This window comes from Nesterenkonia halobia, from assembly GCF_039536005.1.
Classification (GTDB): Bacteria; Actinomycetota; Actinomycetes; order Actinomycetales; family Micrococcaceae; genus Nesterenkonia; species Nesterenkonia halobia.
The window spans coordinates 99,243-117,903 of record NZ_BAAAYG010000003.1; the positions used below are offsets into that span (position 1 = coordinate 99,243).

16 protein-coding genes are annotated in these 18,661 nt (G+C 72.3%); 6 read left to right on the forward strand and 10 right to left on the reverse strand.

Translation table 11 applies throughout. From position 1 onward, the window contains the following. Window positions 1–79: 79 nt before the first annotated feature. From ABD652_RS03305 to ABD652_RS03315, 3 genes are all read right to left on the reverse strand, one after another. Window positions 80–1,078: a YdcF family protein gene (locus ABD652_RS03305; RefSeq protein ID WP_344718156.1), complete on the reverse strand. Its 999-nt coding sequence runs from the start codon at window positions 1,076–1,078 to the stop codon at window positions 80–82. 60 nt (window positions 1,079–1,138) lie between these two features. Next, entirely contained in the window at window positions 1,139–1,870 is a 732-nt protein-coding gene (locus ABD652_RS03310) for a hypothetical protein (RefSeq protein WP_344718158.1), read from the reverse strand. Between the two features lie 165 nt (window positions 1,871–2,035). Then, window positions 2,036–2,491, reverse strand: a complete 456-nt coding sequence (locus tag ABD652_RS03315) for an ArsR/SmtB family transcription factor (protein WP_344718160.1) — start codon at window positions 2,489–2,491, stop codon at window positions 2,036–2,038. Window positions 2,492–2,651: 160 nt separating this feature from the next. On the opposite strand from ABD652_RS03315, the gene arsB reads away from it, so the two are divergent. Genes arsB through ABD652_RS03330 form a run of 3 tightly spaced genes read left to right on the forward strand, consistent with a single transcriptional unit; the run spans window position 2,652 to window position 5,298 of the window. Then, complete coding sequence (gene arsB / locus ABD652_RS03320) at window positions 2,652–3,806, forward strand: ACR3 family arsenite efflux transporter (protein WP_344718162.1); 1,155 nt, start codon at window positions 2,652–2,654, stop codon at window positions 3,804–3,806. 27 nt (window positions 3,807–3,833) lie between these two features. Then, entirely contained in the window at window positions 3,834–4,286 is a 453-nt protein-coding gene (locus ABD652_RS03325) for an arsenate reductase ArsC (RefSeq protein ID WP_344718164.1), read from the forward strand. Window positions 4,287–4,323: 37 nt separating this feature from the next. Beyond that, the gene (locus ABD652_RS03330) at window positions 4,324–5,298 is read left to right on the forward strand and encodes an HhH-GPD family protein (RefSeq protein ID WP_344718166.1); all 975 of its coding nucleotides are present in this window, start codon (window positions 4,324–4,326) and stop codon (window positions 5,296–5,298) included. Between the two features lie 79 nt (window positions 5,299–5,377). Here ABD652_RS03330 and ABD652_RS03335 read toward each other — a convergent pair whose 3' ends face one another. Further along, window positions 5,378–6,877 carry a DNA repair protein RadA gene (locus ABD652_RS03335; RefSeq protein ID WP_344718168.1) on the reverse strand — a complete coding sequence of 500 codons (1,500 nt, stop codon included), beginning with the start codon at window positions 6,875–6,877 and terminating at the stop codon, window positions 5,378–5,380. 132 nt (window positions 6,878–7,009) lie between these two features. On the opposite strand from ABD652_RS03335, the gene ABD652_RS03340 reads away from it, so the two are divergent. Next, window positions 7,010–7,468 carry a DUF3817 domain-containing protein gene (locus ABD652_RS03340; RefSeq protein ID WP_344718170.1) on the forward strand — a complete coding sequence of 153 codons (459 nt, stop codon included), beginning with the start codon at window positions 7,010–7,012 and terminating at the stop codon, window positions 7,466–7,468. Window positions 7,469–7,663: 195 nt separating this feature from the next. Next, the gene (locus ABD652_RS03345; RefSeq protein WP_344718172.1) at window positions 7,664–8,746 is read left to right on the forward strand and encodes a type IV toxin-antitoxin system AbiEi family antitoxin domain-containing protein; all 1,083 of its coding nucleotides are present in this window, start codon (window positions 7,664–7,666) and stop codon (window positions 8,744–8,746) included. Window positions 8,747–8,960: 214 nt separating this feature from the next. On the opposite strand, the gene ABD652_RS03350 is transcribed toward ABD652_RS03345, so the two are convergent. Next, complete coding sequence (locus tag ABD652_RS03350) at window positions 8,961–11,555, reverse strand: ATP-dependent Clp protease ATP-binding subunit (RefSeq protein ID WP_344718173.1); 2,595 nt, start codon at window positions 11,553–11,555, stop codon at window positions 8,961–8,963. Window positions 11,556–11,824: 269 nt separating this feature from the next. On the opposite strand from ABD652_RS03350, the gene ABD652_RS03355 reads away from it, so the two are divergent. Further along, the gene (locus ABD652_RS03355) at window positions 11,825–13,135 is read left to right on the forward strand and encodes an Nramp family divalent metal transporter (protein ID WP_344718175.1); all 1,311 of its coding nucleotides are present in this window, start codon (window positions 11,825–11,827) and stop codon (window positions 13,133–13,135) included. Window positions 13,136–13,221: 86 nt separating this feature from the next. Here ABD652_RS03355 and ABD652_RS03360 read toward each other — a convergent pair whose 3' ends face one another. The 5 genes from ABD652_RS03360 to ABD652_RS03380 form a co-directional block, all read right to left on the reverse strand. Further along, on the reverse strand, window positions 13,222–14,379 hold the full coding sequence (locus ABD652_RS03360) for a Gfo/Idh/MocA family protein (protein ID WP_344718178.1): 1,158 nt from the start codon (window positions 14,377–14,379) through the stop codon (window positions 13,222–13,224). Continuing rightward, window positions 14,376–15,275 carry a ThuA domain-containing protein gene (locus ABD652_RS03365; protein WP_344719027.1) on the reverse strand — a complete coding sequence of 300 codons (900 nt, stop codon included), beginning with the start codon at window positions 15,273–15,275 and terminating at the stop codon, window positions 14,376–14,378. The genes ABD652_RS03360 and ABD652_RS03365 overlap by 4 nt, the downstream gene beginning before the upstream one ends. 169 nt (window positions 15,276–15,444) lie before the next feature. Next, window positions 15,445–16,257 (reverse strand): carbohydrate ABC transporter permease, encoded by an 813-nt coding sequence (locus ABD652_RS03370; RefSeq protein ID WP_344718180.1) that lies wholly within the window; start codon window positions 16,255–16,257, stop codon window positions 15,445–15,447. A gap of 22 nt (window positions 16,258–16,279) precedes the next feature. After that, entirely contained in the window at window positions 16,280–17,287 is a 1,008-nt protein-coding gene (locus ABD652_RS03375) for a carbohydrate ABC transporter permease (protein ID WP_425574537.1), read from the reverse strand. Continuing rightward, window positions 17,284–18,549, reverse strand: a complete 1,266-nt coding sequence (locus ABD652_RS03380) for a sugar ABC transporter substrate-binding protein (protein WP_344718182.1) — start codon at window positions 18,547–18,549, stop codon at window positions 17,284–17,286. Before ABD652_RS03380 ends, ABD652_RS03375 begins: the two co-directional genes overlap by 4 nt. Window positions 18,550–18,661: the final 112 nt, after the last annotated feature.

Consider the following 18,661-nt stretch of genomic DNA (forward strand, 5'->3'; position numbering starts at 1 on the left):
CCCGACGCCTGCTCAGTGGACCGCCTCACATCGCGACGCGGGCCGCCCGGGCCGCAGGCGGACCGGCACCGTCGGCCGTTCACCGCCCCAGGGCCGCGACCAGCACCAGCCCCGTCGCGGCGAGGAACGGCAGGAAGAGCACGGCGTGGAGGAAGAGGTGGCCCTTCATCACGGCGACGAACTCGCGCAGGAAGGCGCTCGGGATGAAGTAGCGGGCCGTCGGGGCTCCGGTGACCTCCGCGCGCAGACCCGCCCGGCGGGCCAGCAGGGCCGCCCGCAGCACGTGGTAGGTGTTGGTGACCGCCAGCAGCGCTCCGTCGCGGCCGGCCTCGACCTGGATCCGGCGCGAGTACTCCAGATTCTGCGCGGTGTTCAGCGCCCGGGGCTCCGGCACCACGTCCGCGGCGGGGACTCCGGAGGCGAGCAGATGTTCGGCCATGGCCTCGCCCTCGGGACGGGACTCGTCCGGCCCCTGGCCGCCGGACGGGATCAGCAGCGGCTTCGGCTCCGTCTCGCGGTGGACCTCGATCGCCCGGTCCAGCCGGGCGCGCAGCAGCGGTGGCACGCGCCCGTCGATGAGCCGCGAGCCCAGCACGACCACCGCCGCAGGATGCTCATGCCGCGTCGACCGGCCGTAGACCCAGGCATAGCTGAGGAAGACGAGGAAGGCGACTCCGACGTAGGTCGAGGCGAAGAACAGCAGCACCGCCAGGGCGATCGACCAGGGCTCCTGGAACAGGACCAGCCGCAGGCCGAGCACCGGCAGCACGGCGAGGGCGACCCCGGCGAGCAGCGAGAGCATGTTGGACAGCCGGCGCCCCTCGCGGCGGAGCATGGTGACGCCGTTGGCCACGAGGAAGCCGCAGAGCACGACCACGCTGGCCGGCAGGAGCAGCAGCAGGCCCAGGGTCACGAAGCCGAAGCCGGGCACCAGCTGGCCGAGGAGCTGGAGGAGGCCGAGGGACCCGCAGCCGACTGCGGCGCAGAGGGCGACGCCGTTGCGCAGCATCCGACGATCGCGGGACCGCCAGCGCATGTAGAGCAGCGCGGCGACGGCGGCCAGCAGGAGCATCCCCATGACGTTCAACCTATCGGCCCAGGTCGCCGCGGGATCCGCGCGCCGTGCGCACCGCCGCGGTCACTCCGCGCCGGCGAGGGTGAATTCCTGCGGATCCGAGGAGATGCCGCTGACGCTGATGCGGAGCTCGTAGACGCCCCCGGGCAGCGACTCGGCCGGCTCGGCGCAGTCGACGGAGGAGTCGGCCCGCGGCCAGGTCAGGCGGGCGGACTCCGGCTCGTCCGGCACCAGCTCGGTCGGCAGGGAGGTTCCCTCGAAATCGCACTGCGCGGTGGTGAAGACCTCCTCGCCGGCGTGGGTGATCGAGTACTCCTGCTCGGCGGTGCCCAGGTCCAGCGTGCAGGGCTGCTCTCCGGTGTTCTCGACCTCCATCTGCAGCACCGGCGCGTCCTGGAGGCCGTACTCGTCCTGATCGGTGCTCGCACGCACCTCGACGTCGGAGGCGGCACAGGTGCCGTCGTCGGCGGGCGAGTCCGAGGACCCCCCGGACGGAGAGCCGGAGGCGGAGCCCGACGGCGACTCCTCGGCCGACGAGCTCGACGGCGACTCCGACGACGACTCCGACGACGAGGCCTCGGACGACTCGGACGGCTCGGCCTCGGAGGCCGAGGAGCCGGCCCCGGCGGACGACTCCTCGGAATCGTCGGAGGTGATCATCCCGGCCAGCGAGGAGCCGATCCACCAGAGGATCGCCACCAGCACGACGGCGAGCAGCGCGACGACGAGACGACGTCGCCGATACACCGCCGGAGAGGGGCGGGACGGCGAGCGCCGCGGACCGGGGGAAGCCATAGTGACCAGGATATCGTCGCGGCCCGGACGACGACGGAGCGTCCGACCGCGCCGCGGACGAGCTCTGCATCACGTCGCCGCGCGACGGGAGATCAGGACTGCAGGCGCGCCCTGAGCTGACGCACGCAGCCGGCGCCGCCGGCGACGACGGTCGGCCGGGAGCGTTCAGGCGGAGCGAGCGACGGCGGTCGGCGACGCCTCGGATTCCAGGAGGCCGCCGAGGCTCCCGGCGATCTCCGCCAGCCGCTCGGGCACGACGGCGCACCAAGTCCAGGAGCCGCGCCGCCGGCGGGTCACGAGTCCGGCCTCGACGAGGACCTTCACGTGATGCGAGACCGTGGGCTGGCCCAGACCGAGCGGCTCGGTCAGATCGCAGACACAGGCCTCGCCGCGCGGGTCGGCGGCCAGCAGCGAGAGCACGCGCAGCCGATTGGGGTCGGCGAGAGCCTTCAGCCGGGCGGCCAGGCGGACCGCCTCCTCGGCGTCGAGTGCGGAGTCGGCCGTCGCCGCCGGCGTGCAGCAGGCCTCGACACCGACGGGACGGACGAGGTCGACGGTTCCCGGGGAGTCGCCCGGGAGGGCGCCGTCGACGTGGGAGGAAGGGACTGCTGAGGTGTTCATGGGGCGCTCCGACGAAGGTGCGGGAGGGTGGTCGTCGACATCCCTGCGCCGGACGGCCGGGACATCGACCGCCGTCGATATTGACAGCTGTCGATACCCATGACGATACTCGAGGCATCGACAGCTGTCGATGCCTCGCCGTCCCGACCTCAGGAGCATCGTGCCGACGCCGGACTCCCCCTCGCCCGCCGCGCCGCCTTCGGCGGAGGCCCCGCATGCCGCCGGAGACGTCGACGGCGTCGCCGCGAAGCTGTCCGTGCTCGACCGTCTGCTTCCGGCCTGGATCCTGGCGGCCATGGCGCTGGGACTGGGGCTGGGCGCCGTCGTCCCGGGGATCGGCGAGGCGCTGGAGGCGGTGGAGGTCGCCGGAGTCTCGGTGCCGATCGCGCTGGGACTGCTGGTGATGATGTACCCGGTGCTGGCCAAGGTCCGCTACGACGAGACCGGCGCCGTGCTGGGCGACAAGCGGCTGATGGTCACCTCGCTGCTGATCAACTGGCTGCTGGCGCCGGCCTTCATGTTCGCCCTGGCCTGGCTGCTGCTGCCGGACCTGCCGGAGTACCGCACCGGGCTGATCGTCGTCGGCCTCGCTCGCTGCATCGCCATGGTGCTGGTCTGGAACGACCTGGCCTGCGGGGACCGGGAGGCCGGAGCCGTGCTGGTGGCGATCAACTCGGTCTTCCAGGTGGTCATGTTCGGCGTGCTCGGCTGGTTCTACCTGCAGCTGCTGCCGAGCTGGCTGGGCCTGCCGACGACTTCGGCGGAGTTCTCCGTCGGGGCGATCACCCTCTCGGTGCTGGTCTTCCTGGGCATCCCGCTGATCGCCGGCTTCCTGACCCGCACCCTCGGCGAGCGCCGCCGCGGCCGAGAGTGGTACGAGCAGCAGGTGCTGCCGCGCATCGACCCGCTGACGCTGGGCGGCCTGCTGTTCACCATCGTGCTGCTCTTCGCCCTGCAGGGCGACCAGGTCACCGGCCACCCGCTGCAGGTCGCACGGATCGCGCTGCCGCTGACCGCCTACTTCCTGGTCACCTTCGGCGTCTCGATGCTCGTCGGCCGACTGATCGGCCTGGGCTACGCGCGCAGCACCACGCTGTCCTTCACCGCGGCCGGGAACAACTTCGAGCTGGCCATCGCAGTGTCCATCGCGGCCTTCGGCGCCGCCAGCGGCCAGGCTCTGGCCGGCATCGTCGGCCCGCTGATCGAAGTCCCGATCCTCGTCGCGCTGGTCTACGTCGCCCTGTGGGCCCGACGCTTCTTCCCCGCCGGGTCGTCGCACTCCGACGCGGCGACGCCGACCGCAGCCTCCCGCTGATCCCTCCAGACGCCGAAGGAGCCCGCCATGACCACCCCCGAGACCTCCTCCGAGACCAGCTCCGCCGCCGCGGGCCGCCCCTCGGTCCTCTTCGTCTGCGTGCACAACGCCGGCCGCTCGCAGATGGCCGCCGGCTTCCTGCGCGAGCTCGGCGGCGACGCCGTCCTCGTCCGCTCCGGCGGCACCGAGCCGGCCGCGGAGGTCAACCCCGTCGCCGTCGAGGCGATGCACGAAGTCGGCCTCGACATCTCCTCCCAGGCCCCCGACGAGCTCTCGCCGGCGACAGTGCAGGAGTCCGACGTCGTGATCACCATGGGCTGCGGCGACGCCTGCCCCTTCTACCCGGGGACGCGCTACGAGGACTGGAAGCTGGACGACCCCGCGGGCCAGGGGCTGGAGGCGGTGCGCGGCATCCGCGACGACATCCGCGCGCGGGTGGCGGAGCTCCTCGCCTCGCTGGATCTCCCCGAGCGCGGCTGACCGGCCGGGCCCCTCGGGACTCTCCTACGATGGAGGGATGCCCGATGCGACCCGCTCCCCCGCCGCGCGCGGCGACGCCGCCGAACCGGCCGCCGTCGCCGAGCTGCCGGATCCGCCGGCTCCCGCCGACGTCCACGCCCGCGTCGTCGACTGGTTCGCCGAGCACGCCCGCGATCTGCCCTGGCGTCGGCCGGAGTGCACGCCGTGGGGCGTGCTGGTCAGCGAGGTGATGCTGCAGCAGACGCCGGTGGCGCGCGTGCTGCCGCGCTGGGAGGAGTGGCTGCGCCGCTGGCCGACGCCGGCCGACGCCGCGGCCGCGCCCGCCGCCGAGATCCTCACCGTCTGGGACCGGCTGGGCTATCCGCGCCGGGCGCTGCGGCTGCAGGCCGCCGCGGAGGCGATCGTCGACCGGCACGGCGGCGAGGTCCCCGACACCCGCGAGGAGCTGCGGGCGCTGCCCGGGATCGGCGAGTACACCGCCGCCGCCGTGGCCTGCTTCGCCTTCTCCCGGCCGGAGGTCGTCGTCGACACCAATATCCGACGCGTCCACGCCCGGGTCTTCTCCGGCGCGGCGCTGCCCGGCCAGACCTACACCGCCGCCCAGCGCCGGCTCGCCGTCGAGCTGATGCCGGCGACCGAGCCCGACGGCGGCCGCACCGCGTGCGCCTGGAACGCCGCGACCATGGAGCTCGGCGCGCTGATCTGCACCGCCCGCTCGCCGCAGTGTGCGATCTGCCCGGTGGCGGAGCTGTGCAGCTGGCGCGCCGCGGGCTTCCCGCCGCCCACGGAGGAGCAGAAGACCCGGGGGCAGGCCTGGGCCGGCACCGACCGGCAGGTCCGCGGAGCCCTCATGGCGGTGCTGCGCCGCGGCGAGCCGGTGGAGCCCGAGGCGCTGCTCGACGGCCTGGACCTGCCCGAGGCCTCGGCCGACCAGCGCCGCCGCTGCCTCGACTCGCTGCTGGCCGACGGCCTGGCGCAGCGGACTGCCGCCGGCGTCACGCTGCCGCAATGACCCCGGCGGAAAGACTCCAGCGCGACGCCGCCGTCGTCGTCGCGAACGCCGGCCCCATGCGGCCGGCCGCAGCAGGGCCTCACTCCTGGGCGTTCGGCGGCGGGCCGCCGTCGAGCACCAGGTTCAGCGCCTCGGGCAGCGAACCGACCTCCTTGACCCGCAGCCCCTCGGGGATCTCCGGGCCGCCGGGTCCGGCGTCGCGGCCGACGCCGCGCGGGATGATCGCGTGGGTGAAGCCCAGCCGCTGCGCCTCCTGCAGGCGCCGCTGCAGCCCGGGCACCGGGCGGACCTCTCCGGCCAGGCCGACTTCGCCGAAGGCGACGAAGCGGCTGGGCAGCGGCTTCTCCAGCGCGGCGGAGGCCACTGCGAGCGCGATGGACAGATCCGCGGCGGGCTCGGTGATCCGCACGCCGCCGACTGTGGCCACATAGGCCTCCGAGGAGGAGAGCGTCGCCAGCCGGGCGCGGCGCTGGAGCACCGCCAGCAGCATCGACACCCGGGGCGAGTCCAGCCCGGAGACGGCCCGCCGCGGCTGCGAGGCCGGCGACTCGGCGATGAGCGCCTGCACTTCGGCGGTCAGCGGGCGGCGGCCCTCGAGCGTGATGGTGATGCAGGTGCCCGGCACCCGTTCGGAGAGCGCGGAGACGAAGAGTCCCGAAGGGTCGGCCAGCGAGGTCAGTCCGGCCTCATGCAGGTCGAAGCAGCCGACGTCGTCGGTGGGGCCGTAGCGGTTCTTCACCGCGCGCAGCAGGCGCAGCCGCGAGTGACGGTCCCCTTCGAACTGGCAGACGACGTCGACCAGATGCTCCAACATGCGCGGGCCGGCGATGCCGCCGTCCTTGGTCACATGGCCGACCAGGATGGTGGTCATGTTGCGTCGCTTGGCGGCCTCGATCATCGAGGCGGTGACCTCGCGGATCTGCGTCACTCCGCCGGCGGCGCCCTCGATCTCGCCCGAGGAGAGCGTCTGCACCGAGTCCATGATGGTCAGCCCCGGGTCCAGATGCTCGATCTGGCCCAGCGCCTGGCCCAGATCGGACTCGGCGGCCAGATGCAGGCCGTCGGCCAGCGACTCGGTCCGCTCGGCGCGCTTCTTCACCTGGGCGGCCGACTCCTCGCCGGTCAGGTACAGCACCGGCCGCCGCGCGCCGTCGTCGCCGACGGCTCGGCCGGCCGCGTCGTCAGTCTCGTCGCCGTCGTCCGGCCGCTCGCCGTCCTGCGGCCCGCGGGCGACGGCGGCGGCCAGCTGCAGCAGCAGCGTGGACTTGCCGACGCCGGGCTCGCCGGCCATGAGGATCACTGCCCCGGGGACGAGGCCGCCGCCGAGGACGCGGTCGAGCTCGCCGATGCCGGTGGGCCGGTACTGGGCGACGGTGGCGTCGACGTCGCCGATGGCCTGCGCCGGCTCCACCAGGCTCGTCGAAGCCGTGGTGCGGGCGGTGACCTGGCCCTTCTCCTGCACTGAGCCCCAGGCCTGGCACTCCGGGCAGCGGCCGACCCATTTGACCGTCTGCCAGCCGCATTCGGTGCACTCGAAGGTGGGCGCGGACTTGCTGCGCGAGCTGCTGCGACTGGCCATGCCACCACGCTACCGCGCGACGCCGACGCGGCCGGCGACTGTGCAGGAGGCAGGACGCCCGGCACGCGTCCCGGACGACGGCGTAGGATGCTCTTCGCCCCCGTTCGCCCGACCGAGCCTCCCAGGAGACGCGTGTTCCGCACCCCCGCCCGCCTGTTCCGCCTGTTCGCCGTCGCCGAGGCCGTCTCCTGGACGCTGCTGATCGGCGGCATGATCCTGCGCTCGACCGCCGGGCTGGACGTCGCCGTCTCGATCGGCGGCGGGATCCACGGCTTCGTCTTCCTCGCCTACGGCGCCGTGGCGGTCATCGCCGCGAAGAACCAGCGCTGGCGCCTCGGCCCGACGGCGACTGCGCTGATCAGCGCGGTGATCCCCTATGCGACGATCCCCGCCGACGTCTGGCTGCACCGCAGCGGCCGGCTGGAGGGCCGGTGGCGCACCGTCGCGACCGAGGACCCGCGGGACCACACCTGGCACGATCGGCTGCTGCGCCTGCTGCTGGCGCATCCGCTGCTGATCGGCGGGCTGCTGGCGGCCGCCGTCGTCGTGGTCTTCGTGGTGCTGCTGATCCTGGGCCCGCCGGTCGGCTGAGCAGAGGCGGGCAGCTGGGCGGGCGGACGACCGGCGGATCAGGCGGCGTTGGGTCCCCGAGTTCCCGCAGGATCACCGCGCTGCCTCACGATGATCCTGCGAAGACTCGGGGATCTCCAGCGAGGACACGCCGTGTTCTCCACAGGACCCGGCACTCAGCGCCCACGAGGCCGGCCGCTCCGGCACGCTGAGCGCATGGCTTCTGCACCGCACTCCCCGCTCCCCGTCCAGCTGACCACGGCCCGTCCCACCGTCGACGGCGACCACACCGGCACCCATCTGGGACGCGCGGCCCGCCGCGGCGAACTGGTGCGCCTGCATCGCGGCATCTACACCGATGCCGAGCGGTGGTCCGACGCACCGCCGTGGGAGCGCTCGACCATCGCGACCGTCGCCGCCGCGCACCGCTCCCCGCCTCCGGTGTTCTGCCGGGAATCCGCCCTCCTGCTGCACGGCGTCAGCCTCCTGGAGCCTCCGCGCGACGTCACAGTGCGCACGCGGCGCTCCCCCGAAGCCGGGGTCCGGCGGCCCGCCGCGACCTTTCGCCGCGACGTTCCCCCTCCGCACCCTCTGCGCCATCATGAAGCCCCGCTGCCGGCCGGCATGAGCCGCCCCGAGCGCCGCGACGCTCTGATCCGCGGAGACCGCGGGCTGGAACAGACGGTCCTCCCGCCGGACGCGGTCCCCTGGTGCCCCGGGCCCGAGGAGGGCCTCCGCGTCGAGCCGCTGCCGCTGGCGCTGCTCGACACCATCCCGCGGATGTCGCGGCCGGCCGCCGTCGCGGCTCTGGACTCCGTCGCCCGCGGATCCCGACTCGTCGACGGACCGGTCGGCGAGGAGGACCTGCTCGCCTGGGACGGCTTCCTGCGGACGAAGAAGGCCCGCCGCCGCTGGGAGTCCTGCTGGGCGTTCGCCGACGCCGACGCCGAGTCGGTCGGCGAGTCCGTCTCCCGCGTGCTGATGGACCAGTGGGGGCTGGAGCCGCCGCAGCTGCAGGTCCGATTCGTCGTCGACGTCGACGGCGGAAGCCGGGTGCGGGTGGACTTCCATTGGCCGGAGCGCGGAATCGTCGGCGAGTTCGACGGGCTGGCCAAGTATCAGAAGCCCGAGCTGCTCGCCGGTCGGCGACCCGAGGACGTCGTGGTGGAGGAGAAGCTGCGCGAGGATGCGCTGCGCCGCCTGGGGCTGCGGGTGGTGCGGTGGGTCTGGGCCGATCTGCGTCATCCGACGCGACTGCGCGACATGCTGCTGGCCGTCGGAGTCCCGTTCAGGGGATGACCGGGACTCCGGCGGCGCTGGGTCCCCGAGCTCCCGCAGGATCACCGTGATGCAGCGTGGTGATCCTGCGAAGACTCGGGGATCCTCGCCAGCGGAGCTCGCAGCCTCGGGACCGCCTCAGCACCTCATCACCACGCCCGGCCCCGGACACGACTGTGGGGCCGCCCCGGACGGGACGGCCCCACAGTTCCACGCGTCGGAGCGGGTCGGCGGGTCAGCCGGTGGTCGACTCGCTGGCGGGCTCGTCGGAGGAGCCGCCGGAGGAGTCGCTCGACGAGTCATCCGAGGAGCCGCTCTCCAGAGCGGCCTGCTCCTCGGCGCCCTCGAGCTGCTCCTGCGGCTGGTGCCAGTCGAAGGTCAGCTCTCGGTCCTCGCCGGAGCCCGTCACCCCGATGGTGATGGCCGCACCGTGCGGGATCTCGCCGAAGAGGATCCGCTCGGAGAGCTGGTCCTCGATCAGCGACTGGATCGTGCGCCGCAGCGGGCGGGCGCCCATCGAGGGGTCGTAGCCCCGCTCGGCCAGGAACGCGCGGGCGTCCTGGGTGACGTCCAGGCTCATCGCCTGCTCGGAGAGCCGGTCGCGCAGCTGGTTCACGAAGAGGTCGACGATCTTGACGATCTCGGACTGCTCCAGCTGCGGGAAGACGATGGTGTCGTCCACACGGTTCAGGAACTCCGGACGGAAGTGCTGGCGCAGCTCCTGGCTGACCTTGCCCTTCATGCGCTCGTAGTTCGTGGTGGAGTCCGACGACGACTGGAAGCCGGTCATCACGCTCTTCGAGATCTCGCCGGTGCCGAGGTTCGTGGTCATGATGATCACGGTGTTCTTGAAGTCCACCTGGCGGCCCTGCGAGTCGCTGAGCCGGCCGTCCTCGAGGATCTGCAGCAGCGAGTTGAACAGGTCCGCGTGGGCCTTCTCGACCTCGTCGAAGAGCACCACGGAGAACGGACGCCGCCGGACCTTCTCGGTCAGCTGGCCGCCCTCCTCGTAGCCGACGTAGCCGGGAGGTGCACCGAAGAGCCGGGAGACGGTGTGCTTCTCCGAGTACTCCGACATGTCCAGGGTGATCAGCGCGTCCTCGTCGCCGAAGAGGAACTCGGCCAGCGTCTTGGCCAGCTCCGTCTTGCCGACGCCGGTGGGGCCGGCGAAGATGAACGAGCCCGAGGGCCGGTCCGGGTCCTTCAGGCCGGCGCGGGTGCGGCGGATCGCCCGGGAGAGGGACTTGATGGCCTCCTCCTGGCCGATGACGCGCTTGTGGAGCTCCTCCTCCATGCGCTTGAGCCGGTCGGACTCCTGCTCGGTGAGCTTGAATACCGGGATGCCGGTGGAGAAGGCCAGGACTTCGGCGACGAGGTCGGCGTCGACCTCGGCGATCTCATCCATGGAGCCGGACTTCCACTCCTCCTCCTTGCGCTCCCGCTCCTCGACGAGCCGCTGCTCCTTGTCCCGCAGCGAGGCGGCGCCCTCGAAGTCCTGGGCGTCGATGGCGGATTCCTTCTCCCGCCGGACGTCCTCGATCTGGGCGTCGTACTCCTTCAGCTCCGGCGGGGCCGTCATCCGCTGGATGCGCAGCCGGGCGCCGGCCTCGTCGATCAGGTCGATCGCCTTGTCCGGCAGGAAGCGGTCGTTGATGTAGCGGTTCGCCAGCGACGAGGCGGCCTCCAGGGCCTCCTCGGTGATGGACACCTTGTGGTGGGCCTCGTAGCGGTCGCGCAGCCCGCGCAGGATCTGCGTGGTGATCTCGACCGAGGGCTCCTCCACCTGGATGGGCTGGAAGCGGCGCTCCAGCGCGGCGTCCTTCTCGATGTGCTTGCGGTACTCGTCCATCGTCGTCGCGCCGATGGTCTGCAGCTCGCCGCGGGCCAGCATCGGCTTGAGGATGTTCGCCGCGTCTATCGCGCCTTCGGCCGCTCCTGCGCCGACGAGGGTGTGGATCTCGTCGATGAACAGGATGATGTCGCCGCGGGTCTTGATCTCCTTGAGGACCTTCTTCAGCCGCTCCTCGAAGTCTCCGCGGTACCGGGAGCCGGCGACCAGCGAGCCGAGGTCGAGGGTGTAGAGCTGCTTGTCCCGCAGGATCTCCGGCACGTCGCCGGCGACGATGGCCTGGGCCAGGCCCTCGGCGACGGCGGTCTTGCCGACGCCGGGCTCGCCGATGAGCACCGGGTTGTTCTTCGTGCGGCGGGAGAGCACCTGCATCACGCGCTCGCGCTCGTAGTCGCGGCCGACCACCGGGTCCAGCTGCGCCTCGCGCGCGGCGGCGGTGAGGTTGCGGCCGAACTGGTCGAGGACCACCGACCCGGCGGGAGTGCCCTCGCCGGTGCTCTGTCCGACGCCGGCGCCGGCCTTGTCCTGACCTCCGCCGCCGCCCTGGTAGCCGGACAGCAGCTGGATGACCTGCTGGCGGACCTTGTTCAGGTCGGCGTTCAGCTCCACCAGGACCTGGGCGGCGACGCCCTCGCCCTCGCGGATCAGGCCGAGGAGGATGTGCTCGGTGCCGATGTAGTTGTGGCCCAGCTGCAGCGCCTCGCGCAGCGACAGCTCCAGGACCTTCTTCGCGCGCGGGGTGAACGGAATGTGCCCGCTGGGCGCGTTCTGACCCGGCCCGATCTTCTCCTGGACCTTCTCGCGGACGCCGCCCAGCGAGATGTCCAGCGACTCGAGGGCCTTCGCGGCGACGCCCTCGCCCTCATGGATCAGGCCGAGCAGGATGTGCTCGGTGCCGATGTAGTTGTGGTTGAGCATGCGGGCCTCTTCCTGGGCCAGCACAACCACACGCCGTGCGCGGTCGGTGAATCTCTCGAACATGGCCAATGACACTCCTCGCGTTGATGCTCACCCCCGATGCTACGGGGGTCGCCCCGCCGCGCGGGGGCCTGTTCGCCACCGGGGAACGTCCGAGGTCGATCAGGAGGGCCGCGACGCCGAGAGCCCGGCGGACGGGAACCCCGCTGATCGACGACACCGCCCGCATGCTGTGACCGCCGTCTCAGATCCGTGCGCTACCCTCGCCCGAGACGTGATCCGGAACACCGATCCCGCCAGTCCAGTCCAGTCCATCCCAGGAGGACCGCATCATGGAGCACCGCCCCGCCGAGCCGCCGGGACCCGGCGCCTCGCCGTCGTCGCCGTCTGCCGAGGACGCCGGCAAGCCGACCTGGAAGGTCATCGGCCCCGGCCTGGTGGTCGCGGCCACCGGCGTCGGCGCCGCAGACCTGGTCGCCACGCTGGCGGCGGGCTCGAACTACGGCTATGGACTGTTCTGGGCGCTGGTGCTCGGCGTGATCCTCAAGATCGTGCTGGTCGAGGGCGCCGGCCGCTACACGCTGGCCACCGGGCGGACCATCTTCGAGGGCTGGCGCGCGCTGGGCCGCTGGACGGTCTGGTACTTCGGGCCCTACATCATCATCTGGGGCTTCGTGTACGGGGCCACGGCGATGTCGACGACGGCGCTGCCGCTGGCCGCGCTCTTCCCGGCGGTGCCGCTGCCGGTCTTCGCCATCGGCACTGCGCTGCTGGCCTTCCTGCTGGTCTGGTTCAACCGCTACGCGGTCTTCGAGAAGATCACCGCGACGCTGGTGGGGCTGATGTTCCTGGTCATCGTCGGCCTGGCGATCCTCGCGGTGCCGGACATCCCGGCGATGGCGGCGGGCCTGGTGCCGACGATCCCCGACGGCGGGCTGTTCTACACGCTGGCGCTGGCCGGCGGCGTCGGCGGCACCATCACGCTGGCCGCCTACGGCTACTGGCTGCGCGAGAAGGGCTGGATCACCCCGCGGTGGATGCGCGTGATGCGGATCGACAACACGATGGCCTACGTGCTCGTCGGGGTCTTCGTCGCCTCGATGATGGTCGTCGGCGTCGAGGTCGTCTCGGCCGCCGGCACGGCGGTCTCCTCCGACTCGCAGGACCTGCTGGCCCTCGACGAGGTGCTCGCCGAGCGCTACGGCCGGTTCATCGGCACGCTGTTCCTCTGGGGCTTCTTCGCCGCGGCGTTCTCCTCGATGCTCGGCGTGTGGAACGGCGTCTCGCTGATGTTCGCCGACTTCTGGGCGCACAGCCGCGGCAAGGACGCCCAGCACCCCGACTCCCGGCTGAACGGGAAGTACTTCCGCTTCTACCTGATCTGGCTGACCTTCCCGCCGATGCTGCTGCTCCTCGCCGGCAAGCCGATCTTCCTGGTGCTGCTCTACGGCGCGCTGGGATCGCTGTTCATGCCGTTCCTGGCGGTCACGCTGCTCGCGCTGCTGAACTCCTCGCGGTTCGGCACCCCGCGCCGGTGGCGGAACCGCTGGCACACCAACGCCGCCCTGGGGCTGACGGCGCTGCTGTTCATCGTCCTGGGCGTGCAGAAGCTGGTCGACACGATCCTCGGCGCCGTGGGCTGAGCACGGGAGCGGCCGCGGCCGGCGACGCCGGGCCGACGCCGGGCCGACGCCAGCCCGACGCCGCGCAGACGCCGCGCCGCGACCGGTCAGCCCGGCAGCGCCGACGGCGCGCCGGTGAGCGCCCGGCGCACCGAGGGCCAGGAGGCCAGCGCGGCCCGGACGTCGTCGCGGACCTCGGCCTCCAGGGCCTTCGCCAGCGCCCGCTCGAGGATCTCGTCGACCATCACCCGGCCGCGCCGCGCCGAGGACTCGACGGCGGCCTCGACCATCACCAGGCTCAGCACGTTGCCATGCACCTCGCCCATCGGCGCCGGCCCGCCGGCGAGCGCGTCGAGGAAGGCCGCCAGCGACCCGGCGATCCCCTCGCCCACCGCCGGCCGGGTCGGCGTCGCCGCGTCGTCGGCGGCCCGGCCGCCGCGCACATCCTCGACCTCCGGCTCGGTCTCGCCGTCCCAGAGGGCGGTGCCGTGCTCGGCGGAGAGTCGCCAGGAGCCGTTCCACGAGGTCTCCCGGCCGGGGCTGCACCAGCTGCCGGTGTAGGCGAAGCGCGCCCCGCCGGTCATCTCGAAGAGCGCGGTGGCCGCCGCGTCGCCGGCGTACCAGCTCCACGGCGGGTTGTGCTCCTCGCAGTAGACCGAGACGGGCTCGGCGTCGAGCACCAGCCGCGCGGCGTCGAAGGGGTGGATGGCCATGTCGACCAGCAGCGGATGCGCCATCTGCTCGCGGAACCCGCCGAAGTGCGGCGCCTTGAAGAACTCGGTGGACAGCACTCCGGCCGTCCCGAGCGCCCGGGCGTGGTCGCGCAGCCGGAAGAGCCGCGGGTTGAAGCTGCGGGACTGGCTGACCATGAACAGTCGGCCGGTGACCTCGGAGGCCGCCGCCAGCGACAGCGCCTCCGGCACCGTCGCCGCCGCGGGCTTCTCGCCGAGCACCGGATAGCCGGCGAGCAGCGCGTCAGTGGTGATGCGGTGGTGCGCGGCGGGCACGGTGACGTCGACGACGGCGTCGGCGGCGGTGCGCTCGGCCAGCGCGACGACGTCGTCGCGCACCGGCACCTGCGCCGCCCCCGCGGCGGCGAGCGCGGCGCGGGCGGCCTCCAGGTCGAGGTCGACGACGCCGACCAGCTCGGCCCGCGGCTCGGCCAGGATGGTCTCCAGCCAGGCCCGGCCCATGCCGCCGGCGCCGACCAGCAGCAGCCGCCGCGGCGAGGAGTCCTCGGTCTGGTGCGGATGCGTGCCGGTCATCGGGCGCCTCCCGTCTGCGCGACGTCCTGCTGCGCAGTGTTCTGCTGCTGCGCAGTGTCCTGCTGCTGCGCAGTGTCCTGCTGCTGCGCAGTGTCCTGCTCCGCGGCGTCCTCGAGCGGGCCCTGGTAGCCGTGGCCGGTGTAGAAGTCCTCGGTCTCGTAGCGCAGCAGCTGCGGGCTGGTGCGCTCCGGGCGGTCGGTGACCGCCCACTCGGCGGCGTTGGCGATGATCCGCCGCACCCCGGGGTGGAAGTAGGTCGGGTAGTCCTGGTCCCCGGGGCGGAAGTAGAAGATCCGCCCGTAGCCGCGCCGATAGGTCATCCCGGAGCGGAAGACCTCGCCGCCGGAGAAGCTGGAGAGGAAGATCAGCTCGTCGGGGGCCGGGACGTCGAAGTGCTCGCCGTACATCTCGTCCTCCTCGATGATCATCGGATGCGGCACCCCCCGGGCGATCGGATGGGTCGGGTCCACCGTCCAGAGCAGCTCGCGATCGTGCTCGGTGCGCCAGCGCAGCGTGCAGCTGGTGCCCATGAGCTTCATGAAGATCTTCGACCAGTGCCCGGAGTGCAGCACGATCAGTCCCATGCCCTCGAGCACGTGGCGGTGGACGCGCTCGACGACGGCGTCGTCGACCTCCTCATGGGCGGCGTGCCCCCACCAGGTCAGCACGTCGGTGCTCCGCAGCACCTCCTCGGTGAGCCCGTGCTCGGGCTCGTCCAGCGTGGCGGTGCGGATCTCGGCGGCCTCGCCCAGGTGCTCGCGGAGGCCGGCGGCGACGGCGCCGTGCATCCCGTCGGGATAGCGCGCGGCCACCTCGGGCTCGACCTGCTCGTGGCGGTTCTCGCCCCAGACGGTGACCCGGACGGGGCGGGCGAACACCGTCCGCGGAGACGGCATGGCATCGGCCGGCGCGGCGGGCCGGTTCTCGGCGGATTCGGTCATCGGTCGGTCCTCCCGGGGATGGGGTGCGGGGTGCAGGGTCGGGCAGGTCGGGCGGCAGGCAGGTCAGGCGGCTCGGGCGGCTCGGGCGGCCGCGGCGGCGGACGGCCGCGCGGCATCCCGGCGTTCATTTCACCGCCCCGCCGGTGGCGCCGGCGGCGACGTACTTCTGCGCGATGAGCAGCAGCACCACCGCGGGGACGGAGGCCAGCACGGCGGTGGCCATCACCGAGCTCCAGTCGGCCACATAGGCGCCCAGGTAGTTGTAGATGCCCAGCGTGACCGGCCGGACCTCCTCAGTGGTGGTCAGCGTCAGCGCGAAGAGGAAGTCGCTCCAGGTGAACAGGAAGGTGAACAGCCCCGCGGTGATCAGCGCGTTGCGGCTGATCGGCAGCACCACGGCGATGAACGCCCGCACCGGCCCGGCGCCGTCGACCATCGCGGCCTCCACGACGGCGTCGGGCAGCGACTCCATCAGCGCCCGGCAGATCAGGATCGCGAAGGGGATGCCCGCCGAGGAGTCGGCGAGGATCAGCCCGGGGATCGAGTTCAGCAGTCCCAGATCGGCATAGGCGCTGTAGAGCGCGTTGGAGATGACGATGCCGGGGATCATCTGGCTGATCAGCACTGCGAAGAGCACCCAGTGCGCCCAGCGGATGCGGAAGCGGGCCAGCGCATAGGCCGCCGGCACCGCGATCGTCAGCGAGAGGACCACGCTGCCCAGCGCCACGGTGAGGCTGGTCAGCAGGTTTCCGCCCTGCTCGGCCAGCGCGGTCCGGTAGCCGGCGAGGTCGGGATCCGTGGGGAACCAGGCGGTGTCCACTGTGGCGCCGCCGGGCTGCAGCGAGGCGTTGATCATCCAGTAGATCGGAAAGAGCAGCACGGCCAGGATGAGCACACCCAGCACTGTGTGCAGCAGCGGATGCTTGACGGTCTTCATGCGGAACTCCTCACGGATGCGCTCATTCGTCGACGGCGCGGCGGTTCAGCCGCAGGTAGATCACGGCGAAGAGCAGCGCCAGCACGATGAGCATGTTGCTCACCGCCGCGCCCTGGCCGAAGTCGAAGGTGGTGAACGAGAGCTGGTAGGCCTGCGTGGACAGGATCTGGGTGGCGTTCGCCGGACCTCCTCCGGTGAGGCCGAGGATCACGTCGAGCACCTTGAGCGTGTAGACGACGCCGAGGACCAGCACCACCGAGACCACCGGGCGCAGCATCGGCCAGGTGATGTGCCGGAAGGCGTGCCACCGGGAGGCGCCGTCGATGCTGGCCGCCTCGTAGAGCTCCTCCGGGATCCCCTGGAGGCCGCCGTGCAGGATCACCGCGTTGAACGGGATGCCGATCCAGATGTTCACCACGATCACGGTGAACAGCGCCAGCTCGGTGCTGGAGAGCCAGGGGATGCCGGAGTCGACGACGCCGGTGCTCATCAGCAGCCGGTTCAGCGCGCCGGTCTCGGTGTCCAGCAGCCATTTCCACACCGCGCTGGCCACGATCAGCGGGATCAGCCAGGGCAGCAGGAGCAGCGAGCGCAGCACCCCGGAGAGCGGGAAGCGCCGCCGGAAGAACAGCGCCAGGCCCAGCCCCAGCAGGAACTGGCCGGCGATGGAGCCGATCGTGAAGATGATCGTGTTCATCAGCGCAGTGCCGAACAGCGGTCCGGTGATCACCGCGACGTAGTTGCCCCAGCCGACCCAGGGCGCCTCGCCGGTGAAGAAGGTGGAGATCGTGTAGTCCTGGAACCCCATGATGATGTTCTTCACCAGCGGATAGCCGAAGAACAGCGCCATATAGGCCACCGCCGGGCCCAGGAAGAGCAGCGTGATCAGCCGCTGCCGGACGGGCATGCTCAGCCGCGGACGGGCGACGCCGGCGCCGCGGCGGGGCGCGCCGTCGGCTCCGTCGGCGGGGTCGGCGGCGCCCGAGGCTCCGAGGCCCGCGCCGGTGGTGGGGGCGGTGGTGGTGCTCATAGCTGCTCCTCCGCTCGGGCCAGAGCCTCGGCGGGCGAGGCCTGGCGGGTCATGGCCAGCTGCACTGCGGTGTAGAGCGCCGTGGCTGTGGCCGGCCATTCGTCGCCCAGCTGGGCGGTGCGCGCGCGGGCGTCGCCGACCAGCTCGGTGAAGGTCTCCATCTCCGGGCGCCGCCGCAGGTAGGGCTCGGCCAGCGCGGTCCGTCCCGGGACGGTGTAGCGCTCGGCGCCCATGGTCAGCTGGCTCTCGTCGGAGAAGAACTCCGTCAGCACCTCGGCGGCGAGGCTCTCCTTGGTGCTGTCACCGGTGGCCGGCACCGTCCAGACCTCGCCGCCCAGCGGGGCGACCGACGGCGACCCGGCCGCGGGCACCGGGATCTCGACGACGTCGTACTCCAGCCCTTCGACGTCGGCCATGCCGGGGATCTGCCAGGGGCCGTTGATCATCATCGCCGCCCGTCCGGCGACGAACTGGTCCTTGACCTCGACCTGGCCCCAGTTGACCACCGAGGGCGAGGCCGAGCCGTCGGCGACGAGGTCCTGCAGCAGCCCCAGCGCCTCGGCGGCGGGGCGGGAGTCGATCGCGGTCTCGTCGGCCTCGGCGGACCAGAAGAACGGCAGGAACTGCCAGGTGCCCTCGTAGTCGGCGCTGGCGCAGAAGGCGATGCCGTGGCGACCGTCCCCGGTCAGCGCCGCGGCGGTCTCGCGCAGCTCCTCCCAGGTGGTCGGCGGCTCCACGCCGGCCTCGTCCAGGGCGCGGACGTCGTAGAACAGTGCGATGGTGTTGACCGTCGGCGCCAGCCCGTAGACCTGCCCGTCGTACGTGCCGGCGTCGAGGATGCCCTCGGCGTAGCCGTCGGTGGGGATGCCCAGCTCGCCGAAGGGCCGCAGCGCCGTCGTCGCGGCGATCTGCTGCAGATTGGGATTGTCCAGCATCAGGATGTCCGGCAGCGTCCCGGAGGAGCCCTGCTGCAGCACCTTCTGGATCAGCGCGCTGCCGTCCACGGAGACGCGCTCCAGCTCGACGCCGACGGCGTCGGCGGCCTTCGTCAGGGCGTCGCCGATGAGGGTGCTGTCCGGCTCGTTGCCGTAGGAGTCCAGCACGCGCAGCACGCCCGGAGCGGCGTCGGCTCCGCGGCCGCAGCCGGCCAGCAGTCCGGCCAGCGGCGCGGCGAGTCCCGCGGCGGTGAACGCGCGGCGGGAGATCGGAGCGCCCGGCTCACGACCGGGCGCGGCACGGCGGGGATCCGCCGGCGATGACATCAGCGTCCTCGGCATCGGCGATCACCTGTCGATACGTATCGATTGCGGGCGGAATCTCATGCATCCTCCTCAGGACGATGGGGCGGGACCCGACCGGACGGACCGGCCGGAG

Coding starts and splice junctions, on each gene's coding strand:
- ABD652_RS03325 (WP_344718164.1), top strand. CDS start 3,834: ATGACCACCCCCGAGACCTCCTCCGAGACCAGCTCCGCCGCCGCGGGC.
- ABD652_RS03335 (WP_344718168.1), bottom strand. CDS start 6,877: ATGGCCAGTCGCAGCAGCTCGCGCAGCAAGTCCGCGCCCACCTTCGAG.
- ABD652_RS03370 (WP_344718180.1), bottom strand. CDS start 16,257: ATGAAGACCGTCAAGCATCCGCTGCTGCACACAGTGCTGGGTGTGCTC.
- ABD652_RS03365 (WP_344719027.1), bottom strand. CDS start 15,275: ATGCCGTCTCCGCGGACGGTGTTCGCCCGCCCCGTCCGGGTCACCGTC.
- ABD652_RS03350 (WP_344718173.1), bottom strand. CDS start 11,555: ATGTTCGAGAGATTCACCGACCGCGCACGGCGTGTGGTTGTGCTGGCC.
- ABD652_RS03360 (WP_344718178.1), bottom strand. CDS start 14,379: ATGACCGGCACGCATCCGCACCAGACCGAGGACTCCTCGCCGCGGCGG.
- ABD652_RS03310 (WP_344718158.1), bottom strand. CDS start 1,870: ATGGCTTCCCCCGGTCCGCGGCGCTCGCCGTCCCGCCCCTCTCCGGCG.
- ABD652_RS03380 (WP_344718182.1), bottom strand. CDS start 18,549: ATGTCATCGCCGGCGGATCCCCGCCGTGCCGCGCCCGGTCGTGAGCCG.
- ABD652_RS03345 (WP_344718172.1), top strand. CDS start 7,664: ATGGCTTCTGCACCGCACTCCCCGCTCCCCGTCCAGCTGACCACGGCC.
- ABD652_RS03315 (WP_344718160.1), bottom strand. CDS start 2,491: ATGAACACCTCAGCAGTCCCTTCCTCCCACGTCGACGGCGCCCTCCCG.
- ABD652_RS03305 (WP_344718156.1), bottom strand. CDS start 1,078: ATGGGGATGCTCCTGCTGGCCGCCGTCGCCGCGCTGCTCTACATGCGC.
- ABD652_RS03355 (WP_344718175.1), top strand. CDS start 11,825: ATGGAGCACCGCCCCGCCGAGCCGCCGGGACCCGGCGCCTCGCCGTCG.
- ABD652_RS03375 (WP_425574537.1), bottom strand. CDS start 17,287: ATGAGCACCACCACCGCCCCCACCACCGGCGCGGGCCTCGGAGCCTCG.
- ABD652_RS03330 (WP_344718166.1), top strand. CDS start 4,324: ATGCCCGATGCGACCCGCTCCCCCGCCGCGCGCGGCGACGCCGCCGAA.